The organism is Paenibacillus sp. FSL W8-1187 (assembly GCF_037965485.1).
GTDB classification, from domain to species: Bacteria; Bacillota; Bacilli; order Paenibacillales; family Paenibacillaceae; genus Paenibacillus_O; species Paenibacillus_O pasadenensis.
The window spans coordinates 3,984,827-4,008,435 of sequence record NZ_CP150181.1 but is presented as its reverse complement, the minus strand read 5'-3'; the positions used below and the strand labels follow the sequence as shown (position 1 = coordinate 4,008,435).

20 protein-coding genes and 1 pseudogene are annotated in these 23,609 nt (G+C 64.4%); 14 read left to right on the top strand and 7 right to left on the bottom strand.

Features of this window, described 5'->3' with window-relative positions; all coding sequences use genetic code 11:
* Positions 1-163: 163 nt before the first annotated feature.
* A complete protein-coding gene (locus NYE40_RS17340) occupies positions 164-2,269 on the bottom strand; it encodes an amidase family protein (protein WP_339278730.1) in 2,106 nt (701 codons plus the stop codon).
* A 153-nt stretch (positions 2,270-2,422) separates the two neighbouring features.
* Here NYE40_RS17340 and NYE40_RS17335 point away from each other — a divergent pair, with 153 nt between their 5' ends.
* The 8 genes from NYE40_RS17335 to NYE40_RS17300 all read left to right on the top strand — a co-directional run bounded on the left by NYE40_RS17335 (position 2,423) and on the right by NYE40_RS17300 (position 9,767).
* Positions 2,423-3,769: a DRTGG domain-containing protein gene (locus NYE40_RS17335; RefSeq protein ID WP_052333287.1), complete on the top strand. Its 1,347-nt coding sequence runs from the start codon at positions 2,423-2,425 to the stop codon at positions 3,767-3,769.
* Positions 3,770-3,906: 137 nt separating this feature from the next.
* Positions 3,907-5,256 carry a NosD domain-containing protein gene (locus NYE40_RS17330; RefSeq protein WP_339278729.1) on the top strand — a complete coding sequence of 450 codons (1,350 nt, stop codon included), beginning with the start codon at positions 3,907-3,909 and terminating at the stop codon, positions 5,254-5,256.
* The gene (locus tag NYE40_RS17325; RefSeq protein WP_339278728.1) at positions 5,253-5,870 is read left to right on the top strand and encodes a nitrous oxide reductase accessory protein NosL; all 618 of its coding nucleotides are present in this window, start codon (positions 5,253-5,255) and stop codon (positions 5,868-5,870) included. The genes NYE40_RS17330 and NYE40_RS17325 overlap by 4 nt, the downstream gene beginning before the upstream one ends.
* A gap of 3 nt (positions 5,871-5,873) precedes the next feature.
* On the top strand, positions 5,874-6,692 hold the full coding sequence (locus NYE40_RS17320) for an ABC transporter permease (RefSeq protein ID WP_028599101.1): 819 nt from the start codon (positions 5,874-5,876) through the stop codon (positions 6,690-6,692).
* Entirely contained in the window at positions 6,685-7,437 is a 753-nt protein-coding gene (gene ccmA / locus NYE40_RS17315) for a heme ABC exporter ATP-binding protein CcmA (protein WP_052333284.1), read from the top strand. The genes NYE40_RS17320 and ccmA overlap by 8 nt, the downstream gene beginning before the upstream one ends.
* A gap of 66 nt (positions 7,438-7,503) precedes the next feature.
* The gene (locus tag NYE40_RS17310) at positions 7,504-7,632 is read left to right on the top strand and encodes a hypothetical protein (RefSeq protein WP_276203377.1); all 129 of its coding nucleotides are present in this window, start codon (positions 7,504-7,506) and stop codon (positions 7,630-7,632) included.
* Positions 7,633-7,634: 2 nt separating this feature from the next.
* Positions 7,635-8,144: a TlpA disulfide reductase family protein gene (locus NYE40_RS17305; protein WP_052333283.1), complete on the top strand. Its 510-nt coding sequence runs from the start codon at positions 7,635-7,637 to the stop codon at positions 8,142-8,144.
* A 948-nt stretch (positions 8,145-9,092) separates the two neighbouring features.
* Positions 9,093-9,767, top strand: coding sequence for a hypothetical protein (locus NYE40_RS17300; RefSeq protein ID WP_028599100.1), 675 nt, complete (start codon positions 9,093-9,095; stop codon positions 9,765-9,767).
* A 103-nt stretch (positions 9,768-9,870) separates the two neighbouring features.
* Here the strand turns inward: NYE40_RS17300 and NYE40_RS17295 are convergent, their stop codons facing one another.
* From NYE40_RS17295 to NYE40_RS17275, 5 genes are all read right to left on the bottom strand, one after another.
* On the bottom strand, positions 9,871-10,359 hold the full coding sequence (locus NYE40_RS17295; protein WP_028599099.1) for a FixH family protein: 489 nt from the start codon (positions 10,357-10,359) through the stop codon (positions 9,871-9,873).
* A 17-nt stretch (positions 10,360-10,376) separates the two neighbouring features.
* Positions 10,377-11,777 carry a PepSY domain-containing protein gene (locus tag NYE40_RS17290; RefSeq protein ID WP_339278727.1) on the bottom strand — a complete coding sequence of 467 codons (1,401 nt, stop codon included), beginning with the start codon at positions 11,775-11,777 and terminating at the stop codon, positions 10,377-10,379.
* Between the two features lie 239 nt (positions 11,778-12,016).
* Positions 12,017-12,346: a YtpI family protein gene (locus tag NYE40_RS17285; protein WP_043111396.1), complete on the bottom strand. Its 330-nt coding sequence runs from the start codon at positions 12,344-12,346 to the stop codon at positions 12,017-12,019.
* Positions 12,347-12,637: 291 nt separating this feature from the next.
* Positions 12,638-13,159, bottom strand: a complete 522-nt coding sequence (locus NYE40_RS17280) for a hypothetical protein (RefSeq protein WP_052333282.1) — start codon at positions 13,157-13,159, stop codon at positions 12,638-12,640.
* 9 nt (positions 13,160-13,168) lie between these two features.
* Positions 13,169-13,495, bottom strand: coding sequence for a YtrH family sporulation protein (locus NYE40_RS17275; RefSeq protein ID WP_028599096.1), 327 nt, complete (start codon positions 13,493-13,495; stop codon positions 13,169-13,171).
* Positions 13,496-13,689: 194 nt separating this feature from the next.
* On the opposite strand from NYE40_RS17275, the gene NYE40_RS17270 reads away from it, so the two are divergent.
* The gene (locus tag NYE40_RS17270) at positions 13,690-17,370 is read left to right on the top strand and encodes a DNA polymerase III subunit alpha (RefSeq protein WP_339278725.1); all 3,681 of its coding nucleotides are present in this window, start codon (positions 13,690-13,692) and stop codon (positions 17,368-17,370) included.
* 649 nt (positions 17,371-18,019) lie between these two features.
* On the opposite strand, the gene NYE40_RS17265 is transcribed toward NYE40_RS17270, so the two are convergent.
* Positions 18,020-18,148: a hypothetical protein gene (locus NYE40_RS17265; RefSeq protein WP_255309748.1), complete on the bottom strand. Its 129-nt coding sequence runs from the start codon at positions 18,146-18,148 to the stop codon at positions 18,020-18,022.
* A gap of 375 nt (positions 18,149-18,523) precedes the next feature.
* Here NYE40_RS17265 and NYE40_RS17260 point away from each other — a divergent pair, with 375 nt between their 5' ends.
* The 5 genes and pseudogenes from NYE40_RS17260 (at position 18,524) to pyk (ending at position 23,507) form a co-directional block, all read left to right on the top strand.
* Positions 18,524-19,024: a phosphatidylglycerophosphatase A gene (locus NYE40_RS17260; RefSeq protein WP_101807961.1), complete on the top strand. Its 501-nt coding sequence runs from the start codon at positions 18,524-18,526 to the stop codon at positions 19,022-19,024.
* Between the two features lie 322 nt (positions 19,025-19,346).
* Positions 19,347-19,535 carry a hypothetical protein gene (locus NYE40_RS17255; RefSeq protein ID WP_028599093.1) on the top strand — a complete coding sequence of 63 codons (189 nt, stop codon included), beginning with the start codon at positions 19,347-19,349 and terminating at the stop codon, positions 19,533-19,535.
* 41 nt (positions 19,536-19,576) lie between these two features.
* On the top strand, positions 19,577-20,467 hold the full coding sequence (accD, locus tag NYE40_RS17250; protein WP_028599092.1) for an acetyl-CoA carboxylase, carboxyltransferase subunit beta: 891 nt from the start codon (positions 19,577-19,579) through the stop codon (positions 20,465-20,467).
* Positions 20,457-21,544 (top strand): annotated as a pseudogene (locus NYE40_RS17245) (acetyl-CoA carboxylase carboxyltransferase subunit alpha). Before accD ends, NYE40_RS17245 begins: the two are co-directional and overlap by 11 nt.
* A 208-nt stretch (positions 21,545-21,752) precedes the next feature.
* The gene (gene pyk / locus NYE40_RS17240; RefSeq protein ID WP_028599091.1) at positions 21,753-23,507 is read left to right on the top strand and encodes a pyruvate kinase; all 1,755 of its coding nucleotides are present in this window, start codon (positions 21,753-21,755) and stop codon (positions 23,505-23,507) included.
* Positions 23,508-23,609 lie beyond the last annotated feature (102 nt).

The window sequence follows — 23,609 nt, the reverse complement described above, 5'->3', positions numbered from 1 at the left end:
CGTTCAAGTGCGCGTCAGCCGCGCTCCCGAGCCGACTCGTGCTTCTTGATGACGCAGACGGCCAGCATCCCGTCCTCCATGCCGACGAGCGACTGCCGCGATGATGAGATCGCCCCCGAAAAAAGAACCTGCGCCGATCCAAGGATCTGGCGCAGCAACGGACCTAGATGTGCAGGAATCCTGCCCACCACGATTGATAAAGCTTCAGATACAGGGCGTTTCCTGCTTCATCGACTTCTTTTTGCGTGGCGAAGTTGCTGCTGTAGGCAGCGGCAGCGGCATCGTAGGCATCGCCGCTCACGCCGTTCGCGGCCGCATCGTCGAGGAGCTGCTTCAGGCGGGTTTTGACCGCCATGCCCGGCGCGATCCGCGCGTGAGTCGCTTGCTCGAAGGCATATCCCATCTGAATGAGCTGCTCTTCTGTAAAAGCGTCGCCGGTAATTTGCAGGTTGACCGGCTCCCCGTTGCTGCCTTCCGCCGTGCGGTAAGAGGCCGGCAAGGTGATGCTTGGATAACCGGCTTTGGCGGCGATGCCGGTCGTGGCGCCGTTCAAGCCGATAAGAGCGTCCAGCTTGTATTTGTCAAGCAAATAGTTGATGCCGTTTTTGCGGGAGTAGGCGATATCGGCCGCCCGATCCTTTTCGTAGCTTGCATAATCGGCGGATCCAGGCGTCATGTCATAGGCGACCGACTCCTCCAGGATGCTCTGGCCGTATTTCAGGACGCTTAGGTTTTTCTTGTTGTAGTCGATGACATCCTGGAGGCTTTTGATGACGGTTTGCTTGTCGCTCGCCACAATCGGGTTTTTCTGCGAGCTCAAGTAATGTTCGATATCCTGCTTGAAGTCGTAGTAAAGCACCTTCGATGCCGGAGCCGCCGGCAGCTCGCTGCTCATGCCGGCGCCGTTGGCGCCATACACGATGGAGGCTCCCTGCGCTTGCAGCGTCTTGATCACCTCGGTGAACGCCTTGTACAGATCAGGCTGAGTCTCCTGATTGGGAATGCTGTATACGCCGAGCACTTTGCCTTTAAGCCCGTCCTTTTTCAGGTAGGCCGTATAGTCTTCCATGCGGGGAGCCAGGTACGATTCGTCGACGACAATTTCGTTGTCTACGCCCATGTTGATCGGAATATCGCTTGCGTCATAGCCTTGAATTGCGGTGAGCAAGGACGCTACATCAGCGACATTGCGCCCCATGGGGCCGGCTGTATCCTGGCTGTGGGCCAGCGGGATGATGCCGCTGCGGCTGACGAGTCCTACCGTCGGCTTCAAGCCGACCAGGGAATTCCGCATCGACGGGGAGAGGATGGAGCCGGATGTTTCCGTGCCGATCGTTATGGCGGACAGCGCGGCGGCGCCGGCCGAGCCCGAGCCGGATGAAGAGCCGGACACATCGAGCACTCCGGGCAAGTAAGGATTGAGAACTTGTCCATTGAGCGTCGAATAGCCGTTCTTCATGCCGCGGGTAATGAAGTTGGCGAACTCCGACAGGTTCGTCTTGCCGAGGATGATCGCGCCGGATTTCTTCAGCTGCGCCGCGACATAGGAGTCGTCGGCGACGAAGTTGTTGGCGAGAGCAATCGAGCCTGCCGTCGTCGGCATGCCGTCCGCGTCATCGGTTCCGATATTGTCCTTTATGAGTACAGGGATGCCGAACATGCCGGCTGCTTTGGACGGATCGGCCTTCACGGCCGCATCTGCGGCTGCCGCCAGCTTCAGCGCATTGGGATTCAGGCTCGATACGGCATTGAGTTGAACGGTATGGGTGTTGTACAGATCGATTCGAGAAAAATACATTTGGAATAGTTTTTCGTAAGAGAGCTTGCCGGATTTGACCATCGCCTGGATGTCGGAGATCGTTGCTTTTTGCAGGTCGATCGTGAGCGTGTCGATCGCGACCCGCAGCTGAAGCCGGGTCTGGTCGATGTTGAAAACAGGGCTGTTCGGAGTGAGGTTGCTTACCTTCGAGAGGGCATGCTTGACTTGCGCCGCATACTCGGCCGGGTAATCGTTCAGCTGCAGCTTCTTCGCTTCTTCGACGACGGCCTTCAGTCTGTTCAGGGCAGCTGTCGTTGTTGCCGCTTCTTCGAACATTCCGTTGTCATTCAGGGCATAAGCCGGCAGGGCGCCTCCCAGAAGCATTGAAGCGAGGGCAGGAACACCTAACAATCGACGGTAGTTCTTTGTCTTCATCCCCATGCCAAAACAACCCCCTATGTAATGAATGCTTACACGAGGGATCTTAGTGCATATCGATTGACTTGTCAAAGCATTTTTAGAGCCTTTGCATGTACGATGTCGAAGCGGGTCTTCGCGAATATCGCCAGCGGCAGGCGAGCGCAAAAGACAGCGCCCGCCCGATTCGTTATAATCAAGGGAACAAAAGAAGCGTCAGCGAAAGGAAAGGCGGAAGGACCTCTCATGCCACCCGATAACCATCCCCCGTCGTCGCTCGAGACGATGACCAAGCACGAGCAGCTGATCCGGCACATCGAGGCGCTGGAGCCGGGCACGCGCATCTCCGTGCGCGGCATCGCCCGCGAGCTCGACGTCAGCGAAGGCACGGCATACAAGGCGATCAAGGAGGCCGAGGAGCTCGGCGTCGTCGCCACCAAAAAAAGGATCGGCACCGTCCGCGTGCACCGCTCCCGGCGGGGCTCGCTCGAAGGACTGACGTTCGGAGACGTTGCCGACATCGTCGAGGGCCAGCTGCTCGGCGGCTCCGGCGGCCTGCAGCGGACGCTGCACAAGTTCGTCATCGGCGCGATGGAGCTCGATGCGATGCTTCGCTATATTAATGAAGACAGCCTGCTCATCGTCGGCAACCGCGAGGAGGCGCACCGGCTCGCGCTCGAGCAAGGGGCGGGCGTGCTCATCACCGGCGGCTTCGATACGAGCGACGAGGCCAAGCGGCTTGCGGACGAGCGCGGGCTGCCGATCATCGTCTCGCGGCATGATACGTTCACGGTCGCCTCGATGATCAACCGCGCCATGTACGACCGCCTCATCAAGCAGAAAATCGTGCTCATCGAGGACATCATGAGCTTCGCCCGTCCCGCCGACGTGCTGAAGCACGGCGATACGGCGGCCGACTTCCACCGGCTGGCGGGACTGACCGGCAGCTTCCGCTTCCCCGTGCTCGACGAGCGCGGCCGCGTGAGCGGCATGATGACCGCCAAGGACGCTGCCGGCTCCGAGCCGGACGCGCCCGTGGAGCGGCTCATGACGCGTCATCCGATCACCGCCGCGCCCAACATCACGGTGACGTCGGCCGCGCATACGATGGCCGCCGAGGGCATCGACCTGCTGCCGGTCGTCGACCGCCACCGGCGGCTGCTCGGCGTCATCACGCGCCAGGAGGTGCAGGAGGCGATGCGCATCACCGGCCGCCAGGGCGAATCCGGCGAGACGTTCGACGAGCTGATCCTGGCCGGCTTCAAGCCGGACGGCAGCGCCAAGGGCTTCCGCTACGCCGGCGTCGCCGCCGCCCAGATGTCCGGCATGCCGGGCACTGTGTCCGAAGGCGTGCTCTCGACGCTCATGCTGCAGGCGGCGCGGCGCATGGTCCGCGAGAGCGGTCGAGGCGACCATATGGTCGAGAGCGTGACGACGTATTTCTTCCGTCCGGTGGCGATCGACGCCGAGCTCGTGCTGGAGCCGGCCGTGCTGGAGCTGAGCCGCAAAAACGCCAGGCTCGAGATCGAGCTGTCGGATCCCGGAGGCGTAGCCGCCAAGGCGATCCTGTCGATGCAGCTGATGGACGGCTAGAAGCGCTCTTCGCCGCCGCGGCTTTCGTTCGGGATTTCTTCACAGGGGATAGCTCCAACGGGTCATGCCGCGCCGCCCGCGGACGATTATGCTGGAGTCAGGCGCCAAGGACGCGCATCGACGGAAAGGAGGAGAGGATGATCGGCAAAATCGCGTATCGCCTGGCGCTGGCCGCCGTCCTCGCGGTCGGCGCAGGCGCGGCAGGGCCGATCCCGGCATCGGAGGCCGCCCAGGCCGAAGCGGGAGCGCTGCAGAAGCTGATCGACGAGGCGCCGCATGGAAGCACGGTCGTGCTGCCGGCGGGCGATTATGACGGGGAGCTCGTCGTCGACAAGCCGCTCGTCGTGCAGGGCGAAGGCGTCACGCTCCATAGCGGAGCGGCGGACAAGCCTGCGGTCGCCGTCCGCGCGGACTTCGCCTCCATCTCCGGCCTGTCAATCGTCAAGGACAGCGGCGGCGAGGCGGCGGCCGTGCTCGTCGAGGGCGACGGCGTCCGCGTGGAGGGGCTGCGCATCGTGACGAGGACGATCGGCATCCAGCTGCAGGAATCCGACGGCTCGGTCATCCGGAACAATGCCGTCGAGGCGACGCCGGAGCTGCTCGGCCGTTCCGCCCGCGCCTCGGAGCGGCGCAACGGCATCGACTTGTACCGGTCGCATGGCAATACGATCGAGAACAACCGCGTCAGCAGCATGTTCGACGGCATCTACCTGGAGGGCAGCAACAATACGGCCGTCCGCGGCAATGTCGTGGACTTTTCCCGCTATGGCGTGCATCTGATGTACACCAGGAACACCGAGGTGGAGGGCAATCGCGGCTCGCATAACGTGACCGGCATCATGGCGATGGTGTCGCGCGGCGGGACGATCGCGGGCAACGCCTTCAAGCTGCAGAAGGGGAGCGTCAACTCGCAGGGCATGCTGTTCTACGAGGTCGAGGACATGCAGGTGACCGGCAACGAGCTGGTCGGCAACCGCGTCGGCCTCTACATCGAGCGCTCCGCGAACAACGTATGGATGGGCAACGACGTCTCCTACAACTTCGTCGGCATCCAGCTACTCGACTCGGCGGACAACGAGCTGGCCGGCAACCGCTTCGTCTCCAACGTCATCGAGACGATGGCCGACGGCAGCGCGGGCAACCGGATCGAGGGCAACTACTGGGACGCGTTCCAGGGCCTGGACCCGAACGGAGACGGCAAGAGCGATCTGGCCTATCCGATGAATCCGTTCTTCCAGCGGCTGACGAAGGATACGCCGGCGTTCCAGCTGTTCTTTCAGTCGCCGGGCATGAAGTTTCTCGAGGGCCTCATGGCGGCCGATTCCGCGGACTGGACCCGCGACCGCGCTCCGCTCATGGAGCAGCCGGTCCTCGCCGGCGCCGCGGACTCCGCAGCGCCTGCGGCGAGAGAGGCGACCGCCGCGGCCGGAGCGGCGCTGCTGCTGGCGGCGTCGACCATCATTTTATTGGGGGTAAGGAAACGATGACAACAAAACGATGCCTGAGCCGGACGCTGCCGCTGGCGGCGCTCCTGACGCTGCTGCTGCTGCTGGCGGCCTGCGGCTCCAAGGACTACGGTCCGGTGCCGATCGACGAGTCCGTCGACAAATGCGCGATCTGCAACATGACCGTCAAGGACGACGCCTTCGCGACGCAGCTGACGACGACGGAGGGCAAAACGTTCAAGTTCGACGATATCGGCTGCATGAACGACTGGAAAGCGAAAAACGCCGCGGCGAAAATCGGCGGCGAGTACGTTCGCGACTACAACGACAAGGAATGGATCGCATACGCCGACGCGTATTACGTCTATGACAAGGATCTGAAGACGCCGATGGCGTACGGGGTCGTCAGCTTCAAGGACAAGGCATCGGCCGAGGCGTTCGCCCAAGAGCAGGGCAAAGGGCAGCTGCTGACGGCGGCCGAGCTCGCCAGCCACAGCTGGGAGCAGAACAAGGACATGATGATGGGCGAAGGGCATTCCCACGACGGCGACGCGGGCGAGAGCCATGGCGACGGCATGGACATGAGCGAGAACGCAGGTCATGAAGGCGGCATGGACATGAGCGAGAACGCATCCAATGCGGGCTCCGGCCACTAGGCGATGAACGCGGTCCATGTCGCCCGCAGGGAGATCAAGCTCGGCTTCCGCAACCCGTGGTCCTATTCGTTCCTCGTGCTGTTCACGATCTTCTCGCTGCTGCTGCTGCTGATCGGGGCGCAAAGCCCCGGCGGCGGCTACACGAGCACGACCGGCTCGATGCTCAGCCTGATCCTGTACCTGCTGCCGCTCATGACGCTGCTCATCGGCAGCTTTTCGCTCACGGCGGAAAAGGAAGAGGGCAGCTGGCAGCTGCTCGCGGTCTATCCGCTGCGCACCTCCAGCTTCGTCTTCGGCAAATATGCCGGCCTGTCGCTCGTGCTTGGCGCGATCGTCGCCTTCGCCTTCGGCGCCAGCGGAGTCGCGGGCGCGCTTGCGGGCGGGGGCTTCGACCTGCGGACGCTGCTGCTGTTCCTCGTCTTCTCGCTGCTGCTCGTGCTGCTGTACCTGGCCGTCGCGCTGCTGATCGGCACCGTGGCGGCGAATCGCTGGCAGGCGCTGACGTATGCGGTCGCCTTCTGGTTCTTCACCGTCATCGGCTGGCCGACGCTGCTTATCGCCTCGCTGGGCTACTTGCCGTATCTATGGATCAAGCCGGCGCTGACCGCGCTGACGCTGCTCAATCCGGCGGAGCTGGTGCGGCTGTTCGTCGTCGTCCGGCTCGGCGGCGGCTCGATCCTCGGACCGGACTATTACCGCTGGGTCGAGGTGATGGCGGGAGGCTGGGGGCCGCTGCTGTTCGCGGGCATCTGCCTCGCCTGGATCGCTGGAGCCGGCGGCATCGCCGTCTGGGCTTGGGAAAGGGGGCGGCGTCATGGCTGACGCAACGAAGCCGCTGCTGCGCGTCGAGCAGGTCGGCAAAACGATCAAAAGCCAGACGCTCGTGCGGGACATCTCGCTGGAGCTCGGAGCGGGCCGCGTGCTGGCGCTGTGCGGCGGCAACGGCGCAGGCAAAAGCACGCTGCTGCGGCTCGTCATGGGGCTGCTGCAGCCGACGTCCGGCCATGTGGAGGTGGACGGATTGCGCTGGCAGCAGGACCGGCGCGCTTATGCGGACAAGCTCGGCTACATGCCCGACGACTATACGTTCGCGCGCGGCCTGACCGCATGGGAGACGCTGCAGTTCTGGGCGTCGCTGCGCGGGCTGCCGAAAAGCCGCACCGAAGAGGCGCTGGTGGAGGTCGGCCTCGCGGACATGCGGGACCGCAAGGTGACGGCCTTCTCCAAAGGGATGCGGCAGCGGCTGCTGTTCGCCCAGGCGATGCTGGCCAAGCCGCCGCTGCTCGTGCTCGACGAGCCGACGAACGGGCTCGATCCGTACTGGATGGACTCGTTCGTGGAGCTTGTGCGCAAGCTGCGCTCGGAAGGCCACTCGGTGCTGTACTCCACGCATCAGCTCCCGGTCGCCGAGGCGAGCGCGGACGAGGTCGTGTTCATGCGCGAGGGCTCGGCGGTGCGCCAGGGCTCCGTCGCGGAGCTGCTGCGGCAATACGGCAGCGGCGGCCTGCACGCGGCCTTCACCGACAGCCGCCAGGCGGGCGGCGCGGCAGAGCGGGGGCAGACGTGAGCGCTTCGTCGGAGGAGTATCGCGACCGCACGGGCGCCGGGCCGGCAGGCGGCGAAGGAGAGGGCGGTGGCCCGAACGCCGGGCGTGAAGGCGGCGAAGGAGAGGGCGGTGGCCCGATTGTCGGGCGTGAAGACGACGGAGGGGCGGACGGTTCTGTCCGTCGGCCAAGGCGCAGGCGGGCGGCAGCCTGGCTGAGCTTGCTCGTCTTGGCGGGAACGGCCGCAGCTATCGGCTGGCTGCTGCTCGGCGGCGCTCCGCGAGCGTCCGACGGGCGGATCGCGGTCGGCGAGCCGGCCCCGGCGATCGAGGCGGCGCTGCCGGGGACCGGAACGCGGCTGCGGCTCGCCGACTTTCGGGGGGAGCCGGTGCTCGTCCATTTTTGGGCGACATGGTGCGAGCCTTGCAAGCGCGAGCTGCCGCGCATCGACTTGGCTGCGGCCAAGCTGGCGGAGCGGCCGCAGGGGAGCGGCGCGGTGCTTGTCGTCAACGTCGGCGACAGCCGCGCTACGATGACGGAGTTCGCCGAGGCGAGCGGCATCGCGCTGCCGCTCGCTTCCGACGCTGCCGGCGAGTCGGCGGGCGCGTTCCGCGTACGGGCGCTGCCGGCCTCGTTCATCATCGGGCCCGACGGCCGCATCGAGCGCATCGTGCAGGGCGAATTCGCCAGCGCGGACGAGGTGCTGGATGCGCTGGACGCGGCGCGCTAAGGCAGAAGCTCTGTCCTGACGGTTCTATGCTTTTTTTTAGATCGGCATCGGTCCGGCGGATGAGGGAGTCGAGAGTGCCTTGGTTGGTCGCAACCAGCCGGGTCGACGCCGCGAGGGAGTCGAGAGTGCCTTGGTTGGTCGCAACCAGCCGAGTCGACGCCGCGAGGGAGCCGAGAGTGCCTTGGCTGGTCGAATCCAACCTGGTCGACGTCACCAGGGAGTCGAGAGTGCCTTGGCTGGTCGGAACCAGCCGAGTCGAAGCCGCGAGGGAGTCGAGAGTGCCTTGGTTAGTCGGAACCAGCCGAGTCGACGCCGCGAGGGAGTCGAGAGTGCCTTGGCTGGTCGGAACCAGCCGAGTCGACGCCACAAGGGAGTCGAGAGTGCCTTGGTTAGTCGGAACCAGCCGAGTCGACGCCGCGAGGGAGTCGAGAGTGCCTTGGTTGGTCGGAACCAGCCGGGTCGACGCAGCGAGGGAGTCGAGAGTGCCTTGATTGGTCGTAACCAGCCGAGTCGACGTCACCAGGGAGTCGAGAGTGCCTTGGTTGGTCGGAACCAGCCTGGTCGACGCCGCGAGGGAGCCAAGAGTGCCTTGGTTGGTCGGATTCAGCCGAGTCGACGCCGCGAGGGAGTCGAGAGTGCCTTGGTTGGTCGCAACCAGCCGAGTCGACGCCGCGAGGGAGTCGAGAGTGCCTTGGTTGGTCGCAACCAGCCGAGTCGACACCGCGAGGGAGTCCAGAGTGCCTTGGCTGGTCGCAACCAGCCGAGTCGACGCCGCAAGGGAGCTGAAATTGCCTTGGTTGTTCTTATTGCCGAAGCCGGCATAAAATGGTAGAGTATTTCCATAGAAGAATAACCGTGACGAAGAACGTCCTGTTCGATTGCCTTCCCCATTTAAGATGGGCGAGGGGCAATCAAACAGGACGTTTTTTGTTGAAAAGGAGGAGCGTCATGAAAGGACTCGCTGAGTTTCAATCGGCTCACGCTTTATGGCTTCAAAAGCATGTCCAGTCTCGATCCGGAGAGAGAAAGGATCGCCTGCTAAGAGGACACGGCCATGGGGAGAGGCTCTTTCTCGAGCGTGTCTGGTGGCCTATGTTCGGCCATTTTGACGGCCTGCATCCGGAATATGAGGTGCGTGACTGGCGAGGCTCGCCTAGCTTTTTGGATTTTGTCTGGTTTCGCGGCGCATACCGGTTGAATTTCGAAATCAAGGGCTACGGCCCGCATGTCCAACAGAGCGACCGCACAAAGTACACCCGGGAGCTGCTGAGGGAAATGAATCTCTATGGACTCGGCTACCGGACGGTGTCGGTTCCCTATGACGCGCTTGCCTCCGAGCCGCAGCTGGTCCAAAGCCTTCTTCAAGCCATCCTGTCCCGACTTGACCTTTCATCCGGCTCCGAGCGTCGCTTCTCTCCCATTGAGGCTGGCTTGCTGCAGGTTGCCCGGAGAACGGACGGATATCTATATCCGCATCGAGCAGCTGAGCAATTGGGAATTCATACAAAAACGGCCCAGCGGTACATGAGGAAGCTGGCAGCAGAAGGATGGCTGGTTCCCGTCCAGAAAGGAACGAGAGTTTGCCGCTACTGGCTTCCCGCATGGAAGGACGATGTAACCTGATCTAAAAAAAGCCTGCCTGGCTTGTGAGGCCAAGCAGGCAGGCTTTGGATGGCCGGACCGTGCGGTGTCGAGGATTCCCGCCCGTTCCGCGTCGATCCGCCGCTCAGTGATGATGTCCGGCTGGAGCCGGAACTGCCGCAGCGGCGCCGGCTTTTTCCATCTCGGCCAGCGCCTCGACGGCTTCGGAGCCGATCGCGAAGCGCTTGGACGGCATGATCTCGTAGTCGGCCGAGACGCCGCTGAACTTGATCCGGTAGACGCCTTCCGGGCCGATGGCCTGCACGAAGGAATACGTTCCGGGCGCGGTCTTCTCGGCCTGCGCGGTCACCGGAGCGGACGAGCCGTCTTCGGGCCACAGCTGGAAGCGCGCTTGATAAAAGCCGTCATAAGGCTCGCCGTTCTCCTTCACGACGATGGCGAAGCGGCCTTCCTGGCCTTGCTCCAGCTGCTCCGGCAGCTGGAGATCGACGGTCAGATGGGGCTTGAAGCCTTTGTCGTCAAGCCCTGAAGTGTCCGCCTGGCAGCCGGCGAGCAGCATCGATGCGCCGGCCAGCAGCGCGCTGGCGGCGATTGCGATCCGATTTCGTTTCATTGTCGTCGACCTCCCTTTCAGACCGCGAACCAGCGGCGCAGCGCCGGCACGCGGCGAATGACGAGCCAATCCAGCGCGAGCACGGCCAGCAGCGAAAGCCCGACGAGCGGCATGAGCACGCCGAGGACGGCCATGATGATCAGGACGCCGATCGACGTTTTTTTCTCCCGCGGCTTGTTCGGAGCGCCCAGCTTGCCGGCTGGAGCCCGCTTGCGCCACATGACGTACGAGCCGGCGGAGATGAGAATGAGGCCGAGGCAGGCGAGCAGGCCGAGCAGCTGGTTGGCGATGCCGAACAGCTTCCCTTCGTGGAAGGCGATGCCGAGCGTGATCAGCTTGGCCATGACGCCGTATTGCTCATAGCGGACATCGGTCAGCACGGTGCCGCTGTACTGGTCGACGTGAAGCGTGGCCGAATCCCATGGCTTGGCATCGGCGGTTGAGATCGTATATACGCCTGTCTCGCCGCTTGGCATCGTAATCGTATACGGCCTTTGCACATGCTGGCGGTCGGCGATGCCGGCGACCTCGTCCACCGTGATGGGCACGTAGCCGCCTGGCGCCGATGCCGGCACGGGCAGGCTCTCGGCCGCCCAGGGCAAGTCCGCGGCGATGTCCTTGGCGCGCGTGACCGACTCCGGCGCGCCCATGAACGAGTAGGCGTAAGGCGGATTGTTCGTGTTCGTCGCGTTGGCAGCCTTGTCGATCTGGCCGCCCAGCACGCCCGACCAAGGCAAGCCGGTGAGGATGAGGGCAAGGATGAGGATCGACAGCCAGAACGCAGGCACGGCGTGCAGGTCTCTCCAGAACAGCCGATTGCCCGGCTTGCCGAGGCGAGGCAGCAGCGTGCCCCAGACGCTGAACCGTCCGCGCGGCCACCATAGATACAAGCCGGTCACCGTCAGCACGAGCCCCCAGCAGGCCGCGAGCTCGACGATGCGGTTCGGCAGCGTTCCCGGCAGAAGCAGCTGGCTGTGCAGCTTTTTGAATACGGCAGAGAACGTCTTGTCGGAATCCAGCGTTCCGGCGATTTTGCCCGTATAAGGATCCGCGTACAGCGTCGTCGGCACGCCTCCCTGAACGACGCTCATCTTGACCGTGGATCGCGCGTCGGACGGCAGCGTTAGCGATTGGATGGCAAGTCCCGGGTTCTCTTTGCGCACGGCGGCCGACAAGGCGTCCGGCGACATCCGGACCTGGCCGACCTCTCGAACCGTCAGCAGATCCTTGTAGAGCTGGCCTTCGATCTGAGGCTTGAACAGATAGGCTCCGCCGCTGACGGCGAGAAGAATCAGGAACGGCGCGAAGATGATCCCGGCATAGAAATGCCATCTCCAGACGCTTTGATACAGCGCCGGCAGCAATCCTTTCTGCCGCGCCTTCGTTCCCGGCGTTGCTCCTGCAAGCTGAGTGCTCATTCGAAACGACTCCCCCTGGTTGAATTGAATCATGACTGAACCAGTATAGGGGCTGAAGGCGAGCAGGACATGACTCTTTCAGGCTATGGACGTCATCGGCTGGGGTGAAATTTTAGTGACGGATCGGGGGAAAAAACGACGACTCGCGTTCTTTCGTTGGCGGCGAAAAAGGCAAACCGAAAAACGCCCCCGTCCGGACAGGCCGGATTCGGGGGCGCGGCAGCGGCTGGATGTCAGCGTCAGCGGGACTTGCCTTCGGCGGCGCGGGCGATGACGCCGCGGATGATGCTGCGGTTGCGCAGCCCGGCGAAGATGTTGAACAGGCCGAGCAGCATGAACACGGCGCCGACGATGACGCGGATCGTGGAGCCCTCGTACAGGAACATCTGGATGAGGGCGATCAGGATGAGCATCGTGCCCATGCTGATGTTCATCTGAGCGGCGTAGAGGATCTTGAGGTTCGCGTCCTTGGTGCGGCGCGAGCGGAAGCTGTTCAGCACCGAGAGCGTGCAGCTGAGGACGATGCCTGCAATGAGCACCCATTGCAGCCAGGCGACGGAGTCGTTCATAGAGCCGAGATTTCTCCTTTGGAATGGGCGGCAGGCCCGGGGGTTTTGGTAAAGACAAGCAAATGCAAAGGCGCATCGCGGCTGCAGATCTTGTCTTTCTGGATGCGAGACGTGCATCGCCGCCAGAGGACGGAGAGAGCCAGCCCGCCTTGCGCCATTGTATCATAAAAGCTCCGCTCGGCGAAGCCGTCCGACCGGCTCGACCGGCTCGTCCGGCCTGCGCCAGCCCTGCGTTTCTTCCGGTCCATGCTGGTTCTGCGGCTCGTCCGGCTCACGCTATCCCGGCCCGCGCTAGTCCTCCGGCTCGGCGCTGCTGCTGATCTCCGGCCCGCGGCGGCGGATGCTCGCCCACACCTGCAGCTTGTTGTCGACGACAAGCACGGTCTTGATCTCGAGCGAGAAGCTCTTGTCCTTGTCGCGGTACACCTTGCCCGCCAGCAGCTCGCGCGCGAGCCGCGACTCGCGGTCGATCTCATAGATGCTCTGGCCCTCGAGCACGAGCAGATCCTTGTGCAGCATCGCCTTGAGGCGGGCTTTCGTCGGCTCGTCGAGCCCGGCCGCGTCGGAGCTTTCCTCGAAGCGGATCTGGACGGTCTTGATGACGGAGTGCTGCTCCTTGAACTGGTTCAGCTTGCTCAGGTCGTTGTCGCGCTCGTTGAGCTGATCCTCCAGCTTGCCGATCTGGTTGGCGGCCCGGTCGAACTGCGCTTGGAACAAAGCATGATAAAAGGCCGCCCCGATGACCATGCCGGCGAGCACGAGGCCGACGCCTTGCGTGAAGCGGACGAAGCGCTCGAACGGAGGAATTCGCATCGCGCGCGCTCACCCCGATCCCCGGCAGACGAGGCGGATGAGCTCCGTGCCGGCATGGGCGCCGATGAAGGCGCACAGGATGAACAGCAGCTGCTGGGCGACAGGCGACAGCTGGCCGTGCATCATATGGCTCTCGATGACGCGCATCGGATCGATCGTGCCGCCGACGGCCGCGACGAGCGCCCATATTTTCAGCCGGTCCGCCGTGTCGAGCATCATCGCGCTGGGCGGGGAGAAGGCCAGCACCGAGCCGATGCCGGCGAGCAGCGAGCCTCCGACGACGACGCCGAAAGCGATGAAGAAGTCGATCAGGGCCTTGCTCAGGATCAGGTTCATGCTCCGCATCCGCCTCACCTTTCCGCTAGGGAGTATGGGAATGGCTTCCCTTGTCCATTGTATGGGACTGCGGCGCTCTTTTATGATAAGATAGAAAGAAAGAGCGAACAGATGTGCCCCAGGGCGCCGCCGGAGCCGAAGCCATGGGGCGACGGTCCGCGCAGCGGCGGGGCGGCGTCGGAAGGAGGGGCGGGATGAGCGGGAGCGAACGATTCGTGCACCTGCATGTGCACAGCGAATACAGCTTGCTGGACGGAGCGGCGCGGATCCGCGACCTGACGGCGCGGGCGGCGGAGCTCGGGATGGACTCGCTGGCGCTGACCGACCACGGCGTCATGTACGGGGCGGTGCCCTTTTACAAGGAATGCGTGAAGCGAGGCATCAAGCCGATCATCGGCTGCGAGATGTACATGGCGGGAGGCTCGCGCACGGACAAGGGAACGCGCAAGGACAATCCGATCTACCATCTGATCCTGCTCGCGCAAAACGAGGCCGGCTACCGCAACCTCATGAAGCTCAGCAGCATCGCCCATCTCGAGGGCTTCCACTACAAGCCGCGCATCGACCACGACGTCCTGCGGGAGCATGCCGAGGGACTCGTCTGCCTGAGCGCCTGCCTGGCGGGCGAGGTGTCGCAGCATCTGCTGCATGACCGTCCGGAGGAGGCGAGGCGGGCCGCGCTGCGGTACCGCGAGACGTTCGGCGACCGCTTTTATCTGGAGATCCAGGACCACGGCATGGCCGAGCAAAAAAAGGTGATCGCCGGCATGATCGCCCTCTCGGAGGAGACCGGAATCCCGCTGGCCGCCACGAACGACGTGCATTACCTGCGGCAGGAGGACGCGGCCGTGCAGGACGTGCTCATCTGCATCGGCACGGGCAAGAGCGTGAGCGATCCCGACCGGCTGCACATGCATGGGGACGGGATGTATCTCAAGAGCGCCGACGAGATGGCGCGGCTGTTCCCGCATCTGCCCGAGGCGCTGGCCAATACGGCCCGCATCGCCGACAGCTGCCGGCTCGAGCTCGCGCTCGGCGTGCATGCGCTGCCGGAATACCGGCCGCTGCCGGACGGTCTGAGCGCCGCGCATTATTTGGAGCGGCTTTGCCTCGCGGGCATGCAGGCTCGGTACGGAGAGTCCGGCGAGCGGCTGGCGGAGGCCGAAGAGCGGCTGCGCTACGAGCTCGGCGTCATCGAGCGGATGGGCTTCAGCGATTATTTCCTCATCGTCTGGGACTTCATCCGCTACGCGCATGAGCAGGGCATCCGCACGGGCCCCGGACGGGGATCGTCGGCGGGCAGCCTCGTGGCCTATTGCCTGCGCATCACCGACGTCGATCCGCTCAAGCACCGGCTGCTGTTCGAGCGCTTCCTCAATCCGGAGCGCATCAGCATGCCCGATATCGACATCGACTTCAACGACGAGCGGCGCGACGAGGTGATCGCCTACGTCAGCCGCAAGTACGGCTCCGACCATGTGGCGCAGATCATCACCTTCGGCACGCTCGCGGCCAAGGCCGCCGTGCGCGACGTCGGGCGGGCGCTCGACGTGCCGCCGGGCGACATCGACCGCGTCGCCAAGCTCATCCCCGGCCATCCCGGCACGACGCTGGAGTCGGCGATCGCCTCGGTGCCGCAGCTGCGGGAGTACGCCGAGCGCGAAGGGACTCGCGAGCTGATCGCCACCGCGCTCAAGGTCGAGGGCATGCCCCGCCACGCCTCCACCCACGCGGCGGGCGTCGTCATCTCCGGCCGTCCGCTGACCGACTACGTGCCGCTGCAGGGCGGCTCGGAGGCGGCCGCGCTGACGCAGTATTCCATGGAGAACGTCGAGGCCGTCGGCCTGCTCAAGATGGACTTCCTCGGCTTGCGCACGCTGTCGATCCTGGAGCGGACGCTCGACTGGATCCGGCGGCCGGACGGCGGGACGGTCGACTTCCGCGAGGTGCCGGACGACGATCCGGCGACCTACGAGATGCTCGGACGCGGCGATACGACCGGCATCTTCCAGCTGGAGTCGGCGGGCATGCGGCGCGTGCTGCGGGAGCTGCGGCCGAGCGGCTTCGAGGACATCGTGTCCGTGCTCGCGCTGTACCGTCCCGGCCCGATGGAGTTCATCCCCCGCTTCATCGCGGGCAAGCACGGCAAGGAGCAGGTCGAATACCCGCATCCTTCGCTCGAGCCGATCCTGAGGGATACGCACGGCATCATCGTCTATCAGGAGCAGATCATGCAGATCGCTTCGTCGATGGCCGGCTTCAGTCTGGGGGAAGCGGATCTTCTGAGGCGCGCCGTGTCCAAAAAGAAACGGGAAATTCTCGACGAGCAGCGCGCCGCCTTCGTCCGGGGCTCGCTCGGCCAAGGCTACGCGGAGGCAGAGGCGAACCGCGTCTACGACATGATCCTGCGCTTCGCCGACTACGGATTCCCACGGGCGCATGCAGCCGCTTACGGCGTGCTCGCGTTCCAGACCGCTTGGCTGAAGCGTCATCACCCGGTCGCCTTCATGGCCTCGATGCTGGCCTCCGTCACGGGCAACCAGCGCAAGACCGGCGAGTACATCGACGAGTGCCGCCGCATGGGCATCGAGGTGCTCCCGCCGGACGTGAACCGCAGCTCGGTCACGTTCAGTCCCGAGGGCGAGGCGGTGCGCTTCGGCCTCGCCAGCATCAAGAACGTCGGCACGCAGGCGATCGAGTCGATCCGGCGGGAGGCGGCGCTCCGGCCGTTCGCCAGCCTCATCGACCTGTGTCGCCGCGTCGACCTGCGCGTCGTCAACAAGCGCGTGCTGGAGAGCCTGATCGGCGCGGGAGCGCTGGAGTCGCTGCCGGGCCATCGCGCGCAGCAGCTCGCCGCGCTCGACGAGTCGGTGGAGGCGGCGCAAAAATGGCGCAAGGAGCGCGAGGAGCTGCAGATCGAGCTGTTCGGCTTCGAGGAGGTGCAGAACTGGGATATCGAGCTGCCCCAGGTGGAGCCCTATTCGCAGACGCAGCTGCTGGAGCTCGAGCGGGAGCTGCTCGGGCTCTACCTGTCCGGCCATCCGCTGGACGCGGCGGAGGAGCGGCTCGGCGAGCTCGGCCTCGACCGGCTCGTCGAGCTGGAGGAAGCGCCGGAGGGGACGCCGGCCGTAACGGCGGTGCGGATCGTCTCCGTGAAGACGCTGCGCACGCGCAAAGGCCAGCCGATGGCCTTCGCCGAGGTGGAGGACCGCATCGTCCGCGCCGAAGCGGTGTTCTTCCCGTCCGCCTGGGCGAAGCTCGGCGAACGCGTCGCTGCCGGCGGCCTGGCGGTCGTGCAGGCCTCCGTGCAGAGAGGGGACGAGGACTTCAAGCTGATCGTCGACGACCTCGTCCCCCTCGACGACTCCGAGCTGCGCTCCGGAGTCGAGCGGCTTCGCCGCCAGGCGCGCGCGCGTCGGCCGCGCTCCGGCGGCGCCGCGCCCGCGGCCGGGGGCAGAGCCACGGGCGCGGCGCAGGCGCCGGCTGCCGGCGCGGCATCGCCGCCGGCGAGGCGCTCCGGCGCTGCGTCGGCGGCGGGAGCAGGCGAAGCCTCGGCGCCAGCTGGCCGCCGCGTCGCGGCGCAGCCGGCAGGCGCTCCGTCGGAGCGCCCGGCCGCGACGGCGTCCACGCCGGCGCGTGCCGCCGCCGCGCAGCGGCTGTACCTCAAAATCAAGGCGGATCGGGAGACGCCCGTCGTCCTGGAGCAGCTCAAGACGCTCCTGGCCGAGCATGCGGGACCTCTCGGCACCGTGCTCTTTTACGAGCGGGAATCACGCACGATGGCGCTGAGCGAGCGCTACCGCGTCAAGCCTTCGCCGGAGCTGATCGAGCGTATCGAGAGCCTGCTCGGACCGGGCTGCGCGGTCGTGAAGTAGCTGGCGGAGTCTGGCGAGCGCTACCGCGTCATTGTCGATTTGAGCGTCGATGTCGGCACGGGCGTCAGCGAGGGCTTGTCAGCTCCCTCTTCGTCGCTTGCTTGTTCAACCGCTGCCGGCCTATGGCCGGCGGCGGTTTTTTTGGGCCGCGCAGCCTCTGCTGTCAGCGCAGAACAGACGACTACGCGCGGAAGAACTATGCGTAGCCGCACTACTCAGAGCAGAACAGACGACTACGCGCGGAAAAACTGTGCGTAGCCGCCGCCCTCAACGCGGAATAGACAGCTACGCGCGGAAAAACCGCGCGTAGCCGCCGCACTTAGAGCGGAACAGACGACTACGCGCGGAAAAACTGTGCGTAGCCGCCGCCCTCAGCGCGGAATAGACAGCTACGCGCGGAAAAACCGCGCGTAGCCGCCGCACTTAGAGCGGAACAGACGACTACGCGCGGAAAAACTGTGCGTAGCCGCCGCCCCCAGAGCGGAACAGACAGCTACACGCGGAAAAACCGCGCGTAGCTACCGCTCCCAGAGCGGAACAGACGACTACGCGCGGAAAAACTGTGCGTAGCCGCCGCCCTCAGTGCGGAATAGACGACTACACGCGGAAAAACCGCGCGTAGCTGCCGCCCCCAGAGCGGAACAGACAGCTACACGCGGAAAAACCGCGCGTAGCCGCCGCCCTCAGAGCGGAACAGACAGCCGTTGCACCCAGCCGCCGCATTCAGCAACCTTCGCACCTCCGCATCGCCGCCCTCGCACGACATGCCGCGATCCATGAGATGCCCATTCCTCCTTTCTATCCCTTCACTTGAAGGTTGAAATAGGCATCTGCGAGCACGAGTGCCTTCGTCGCAGCGGCTGCGGAGCGCCCTTCTGCTTCGTCGGCGTACCGCATCGACGCGGCCGCAGTCTCTTGGAGGCTCTATTTTTCCGGAACATTTCGCGGGACAGGTGCATAGAGTAGGAAGCACAGCAGCCTTAGGCTGCGAGCCGAGCGCCTCTGACGGCGGATAGGCAGGCGGTGGGGAGGCGGGAATCGCGTCCCTCTACGGCTGTCTCCTTCGCGGAATGGCGCTGCGGCGCAAGCGCCGCAGCCTGTCCCGAAAGATCAGGTCGGCGCTTTGGCAAAGCGGAAAGCGGGAGGAATGCGGATGAACATCGAATTGGAGCGCTGGCTGGAAAGGCGCGGAGTCACAGTAGCGGATGTCGCGGAAATCGTCCACTCCTTGCAGCTCCCCTACAACCCTCATCTCACGATGGACGAATGCGTGGACAGCGTGCGCACGGTGCTGGGCAAGCGCGAAGTCCAATATGTGCTCTGCACGGGCATCGCGCTCGACGAGCTTGCGGAGAAGCGGCTGCTGCCGGCTCCGCTGCAGCGAATCATGGAGAAGGACGAATCGCTGTACGGCGTCGACGAGACGCTGGCGATGGGCATCACGCATGTGTACGGCATGATCGGCTTGACGAGCTTCGGCTATCTGGATAAGGTGAAGCCTGGCATCATCAGCCGCCTGAACGACAAGTCGACGGGCGAGATCCACGTCTTCCTCGACGATCTCGTGGCCGGACTGGCCGCGGCGGCATCGGCCCGGATCGCGCACCAGGACCCGAGGGCGACGGACTACAGCGAGGACGGCACGAAAGCCTGAGGGCGTGCAGGAATCGGCGGCTGCGGGAGCGAATCGTTCCTGCAGCAAGCTGCCGCCGGCCGGCGGCCAAGCGGGCCGCTCCCCGGCCGGGACCGCGAAGCGCGGCCGTCCGCGCCGCTGCGGGACAGGCCGCTCCCCGGCTGCCCGCGCCGCCGGTGGACGGACCGCGCCGCCGGTGGACGGACCGCTCCCCCGGCCGAGCCGCTCTCCCTAGCGGCTTTCGGCCCGGATCGGCCTAGGCCTTTCTTGCTAGCAAAACTTCTCCTATGCTATGATTGTGAGATCATGTGACCTGTTTCCGGGATATCAGGAGGTACCTTTCATGTGGACGGTCATCTACATCGCGCCTACGGCGAAGATCGCGGAGAGCATCAAACGAAGGCTAACCGAAGAGGGGTTCCTCGTCCAGACAAGACCCATCAACATGTCCAAGCAGCAGTACGAGATCCTCGTGCCGTCCGGAGAACTGGAAGAAGTCCAGGAAGTGCTGACGTCCATTCTCCATTCCTGATTCCGGCCCGACTATACTTAGCGTCTTGAGAGGTGTCACTTGTGTTCAAGGACCTGTTCCATAAGCGAAAATACGCCACCGTGCCTTCCGAGAGGGAGCGCGGGGACCAGCAGGAAAGGCCGAAGCGGGACATTCCCGAAGGCTTGATGAACAAATGTCCCAAATGCGCGACGATCCAATTCTCCAAGGAATTGGACAAGAACCACAAAGTATGTCCGTCCTGCGGGCATCATTTCCGGCTGAGCGCTTGGGAGCGCATCGGAATGACGCTCGATGACGGACGTTTGTCTGAATTCGACCGCGACATGATTTCGGAGGACCCGCTGGAGTTCCCCGGCTACGCGTCCAAGCTCGAAGCGCAGAAGAAGAGCTCCGGCCTGAGGGACGCCGTCGTGACGGGCGAAGGCGCGATCGGGGGCTTCCCGGTCGTCGTCGCCATCATGAGCTTCGACTTCTTCAGCGGCAGCATGGGCTCCGTCGTCGGCGAGAAGATCACGCGGGCGATCGAGCAGGCGCGTCTGCGCAAGCTGCCGATGCTCATCTTCTCGACTTCGGGCGGCGCGCGCATGCAGGAGAGCATCCTGAGCCTCATGCAGATGGCCAAGACGAGCGCCGCGCTCGCCAAATTCCAAAGCGAGGGCGGCCTGTACATCTCGGTCATGACCGATCCGACGACAGGCGGCGTCACGGCGAGCTTCGCCTCGCTCGGCGACTACAACCTGGCCGAGCCCGGCGCGCTCATCGGCTTTGCCGGCCGCATCGTCATCGAGCAGACGATCCGCCAGAAGCTGCCGGACAACTTCCAGACTTCGGAATTCAACCTGCAGCATGGCCAGCTCGACCGCGTCGTGCACCGCAAGGACATGAAGTCCACGCTGACGCGCCTGCTTGACATGCATGCCGTGAAGGAGGAAACGGGACATGGCGGGTGAACTGCCGTTCGAAAAGCCGCTGGGCGACCTGAGGCGCAAGATCGAGGAGCTCAAAGGGCTCAGCCAAGGCAAGGGCATCGACTTCAGCGACGAGATCGCCCGGCTGGAGGCGCGCTGCCGCCAGCTGGAGGAGGAGCTCTACAGCGAGCTCGGCGCCGCCGAGAAGATGCATCTGGCCCGCCATCACCAGCGGCCGACGTCGCTTGATTTCATCCAAGCGATCTTCACCGATTTCCTGGAGCTGCACGGCGACCGGCTGTTCGCGGACGATCTGGCGATCGTCGGCGGCCTCGCCAAGCTGAACGGCATGCCGGTCACCGTCATCGGCCATCAGCGCGGCAAGGATACGAAGGACAATATCGCCCGCTTCTTCGGCAGCCCCCATCCGGAGGGCTTCCGCAAGGCGCTGAGGCTCATGCAGCAGGCGGACAAGTTCCGCCGTCCGATCATCACTTTCATCGACACGAAGGGCGCCTATCCCGGCAACACCGCCGAGGAGCGGGGCAGTCCGAGGCGATCGCCCGCAACCTGCGCGAGATGGCGCTGCTCGGCGTGCCGGTCATCTGCGTCGTCATCGGCGAAGGCGGCAGCGGCGGCGCGCTCGCGCTCGGCGTCGGCAACCGCGTGCTCATGCTCGAGAACGCGATCTACTCGGTCATCTCGCCGAACGGCGCGGCATCCATCCTCTGGAAGGACGCCTCCAAGGCGGACCAGGCGGCCGAGGCGATGAAGATCACCGCCAAGGACCTGCTGTCGTTCGGCATCATCGAGGAAGTCGTGCCGGAGCCCCAGGGCGGCGCCCACCGCGACTACGAGCAGCAGGCGGAGTCGATCAAGGAAGCGGTCTGGCGCCATCTGCAGGAGCTGCTCGCGATGTCGGCGGAGGAGCTCGTCGAGGATCGGTACATGAAGTTCCGCAAAATCGGCCGCTTCGCCTTCGCGGCGGAGGCGGGCTCGGAGCAGCCGGACGGCGCGCTGGAAGCGCCGGAGGCTGCCGGACTGCCGGCAGAAGCCGGAGCGGAGCCGGCCGCGCCGGGCGACGCCTCGCCCGCCGCGGAGTCGGCCCGAGTGCACTAAGCAGGAGTCAGGTTCGCAAGGAGCGGCCGCAAGCGGCCGCTTTTTCGCGTCTTGAGAACGCATTTCTTTTGCGGTCTGAATCGAAAGTCATGCTTTTTACCGGACGAAAGTCTTGTAAAGAGAGGAATGTCATGTCTATGCCGCTGCCAAATGTGATAGAATGAATGATAGTGTTCAAGCAAGCTAACTGATGGAGGAATCATGAACCATGCGTAAAACGAAAATTGTATGTACGATCGGACCTTCCAGCGAGTCGCTGGAAAATACAAAGAAACTGATTCTGGCCGGCATGAACGTCGCCCGCCTGAACTTCTCGCACGGCGACTTCGAAGAGCACGGCAACCGCATCAAGAACATCCGCCAGGCCTGCGCGGAGCTCGGCAAGACGGTCGCGATCCTGCTCGACACCAAAGGCCCTGAGATCCGTCTCGGCAAGCTGAAGGAAGAGCCGATCGAGCTGCAGCAGGACGACTACATCACGCTGACGACCGAAGAGATCCTCGGCGACCGCCACCGCATCCCGGTGACGTACAAGAACCTGCCGGCCGACCTGAAGGTCGGCTCGACCGTCCTCATCGACGACGGCCTCATCGGCCTGACCGTCGTGGACATCCAGGGCACGGAGATCAACTGCAAGATCGTCAACAGCGGCCCGATCAAGAGCAAAAAGGGCGTCAACGTTCCGGGCGTGCACATCTCCCTGCCGGGCATCACTGAAAAAGACGCCGGCGACATCGTATTTGGCGTCGAGCAGGGCGTCGACTTCATCGCCGCTTCCTTCGTGCGCAAGGCTTCCGACGTGCTTGAGATCCGCGAGCTGCTGGAGCGCCACAACGCGGGCCACATCCAGATCATCTCCAAGATCGAGAACCAGCAGGGCGTGGACAACCTCGACGAGATCCTCGAAGTGTCCGACGGCCTGATGGTCGCGCGCGGCGACCTCGGCGTCGAGATTCCGGCCGAGGAAGTGCCGCTCGTGCAAAAGTCGATGATTCAAAAGGCGAACCTCGCCGGCAAGCCGGTCATCACGGCGACGCAGATGCTCGACTCCATGCAGCGCAACCCGCGTCCGACCCGCGCCGAAGCGAGCGACGTGGCGAACGCCATCCTTGACGGCACCGACGCGATCATGCTCTCCGGCGAGACCGCCGCGGGCAAGTACCCGACGGAATCCGTGCTGACGATGTCCCGCATCGCCGAGCGCGCCGAGTCCGCGCTGGACTACCGCGAGATCCTGACCAAAACGGCGATCGCGCAGCAGACGACGGTCACCGAGGCGATCAGCCAAGCGGTGGCGAACTCCGCCCTCGACCTGCAGGCCAAGGCGATCGTGACGTCGACCGAGAGCGGCTATACCGCCCGCATGGTGTCCAAGTACCGTCCGAAGGCTCCGATCATCGCCGTGACGACCGACGAGCGCATCATGCGCCGCCTGAACCTGACGTGGGGCGTCATCCCGACGAAGGGCGTCGCCGCCGATACGACGGACGAGATGTTCAACTTCGCCGTCGAAGGCGCGCTCGGCACGGGCCTCGTCTCGCTCGGCGACACGATCGTCATCACCGCCGGCGTGCCGGTAGGCCGCGCGGGCACGACGAACCTCATCAAGGTGCATCACATCGGCGAGCTCGTCGCCAAAGGCCAAGGCATCGGCAGCCAGACCGCTACGGGCAAGATCGTCGTCGCCCGCACGCCGGAGGAAGCGATCGCCAAGACCAAGGAAGGCTCCATCCTCGTCACCGTCTCGACCGACAAGGACTACATGCCGGCGATCGAGAAGGCTTCGGCGATCATCACCGTATCCGGCGGCATCACGAGCCATGCGGCCGTCGTCGGCCTGAACCTCGGCATCCCGGCGGTCATCGGCATCGACAACGCGTTCGAGCTGCTGCATGACGACATGGAAGTGACCGTCTACGGCGAGATGGGCGTCATCTACACCGGTCAAAGCAAAGTCCTGTAAGAAGCCGGGCCGGCTCCGGCTTGGCTCTGACTGCCAAGCCCTGCGTCTGCTCAGGGCCAAGGCCGATCCTCTCCCGCCGAGAGGATCGGCTTTTTTGCATAT

Bases quoted from the DNA above. Each gene is read 5' to 3' on its own strand.
- NYE40_RS17335 (WP_052333287.1), top strand. From the start codon at position 2,423: ATGCCACCCGATAACCATCCCCCGTCGTCGCTCGAGACGATGACCAAG.
- NYE40_RS17330 (WP_339278729.1), top strand. From the start codon at position 3,907: ATGATCGGCAAAATCGCGTATCGCCTGGCGCTGGCCGCCGTCCTCGCG.
- NYE40_RS17325 (WP_339278728.1), top strand. From the start codon at position 5,253: ATGACAACAAAACGATGCCTGAGCCGGACGCTGCCGCTGGCGGCGCTC.
- NYE40_RS17320 (WP_028599101.1), top strand. From the start codon at position 5,874: ATGAACGCGGTCCATGTCGCCCGCAGGGAGATCAAGCTCGGCTTCCGC.
- ccmA (WP_052333284.1), top strand. From the start codon at position 6,685: ATGGCTGACGCAACGAAGCCGCTGCTGCGCGTCGAGCAGGTCGGCAAA.
- NYE40_RS17300 (WP_028599100.1), top strand. From the start codon at position 9,093: ATGAAAGGACTCGCTGAGTTTCAATCGGCTCACGCTTTATGGCTTCAA.
- NYE40_RS17295 (WP_028599099.1), bottom strand. From the start codon at position 10,359: ATGAAACGAAATCGGATCGCAATCGCCGCCAGCGCGCTGCTGGCCGGC.
- NYE40_RS17290 (WP_339278727.1), bottom strand. From the start codon at position 11,777: ATGAGCACTCAGCTTGCAGGAGCAACGCCGGGAACGAAGGCGCGGCAG.
- NYE40_RS17285 (WP_043111396.1), bottom strand. From the start codon at position 12,346: ATGAACGACTCCGTCGCCTGGCTGCAATGGGTGCTCATTGCAGGCATC.
- NYE40_RS17280 (WP_052333282.1), bottom strand. From the start codon at position 13,159: ATGCGAATTCCTCCGTTCGAGCGCTTCGTCCGCTTCACGCAAGGCGTC.
- NYE40_RS17275 (WP_028599096.1), bottom strand. From the start codon at position 13,495: ATGAACCTGATCCTGAGCAAGGCCCTGATCGACTTCTTCATCGCTTTC.
- NYE40_RS17270 (WP_339278725.1), top strand. From the start codon at position 13,690: ATGAGCGGGAGCGAACGATTCGTGCACCTGCATGTGCACAGCGAATAC.
- NYE40_RS17265 (WP_255309748.1), bottom strand. From the start codon at position 18,148: ATGGATCGCGGCATGTCGTGCGAGGGCGGCGATGCGGAGGTGCGAAGG.
- NYE40_RS17260 (WP_101807961.1), top strand. From the start codon at position 18,524: ATGAACATCGAATTGGAGCGCTGGCTGGAAAGGCGCGGAGTCACAGTA.
- NYE40_RS17255 (WP_028599093.1), top strand. From the start codon at position 19,347: ATGTGGACGGTCATCTACATCGCGCCTACGGCGAAGATCGCGGAGAGC.
- pyk (WP_028599091.1), top strand. From the start codon at position 21,753: ATGCGTAAAACGAAAATTGTATGTACGATCGGACCTTCCAGCGAGTCG.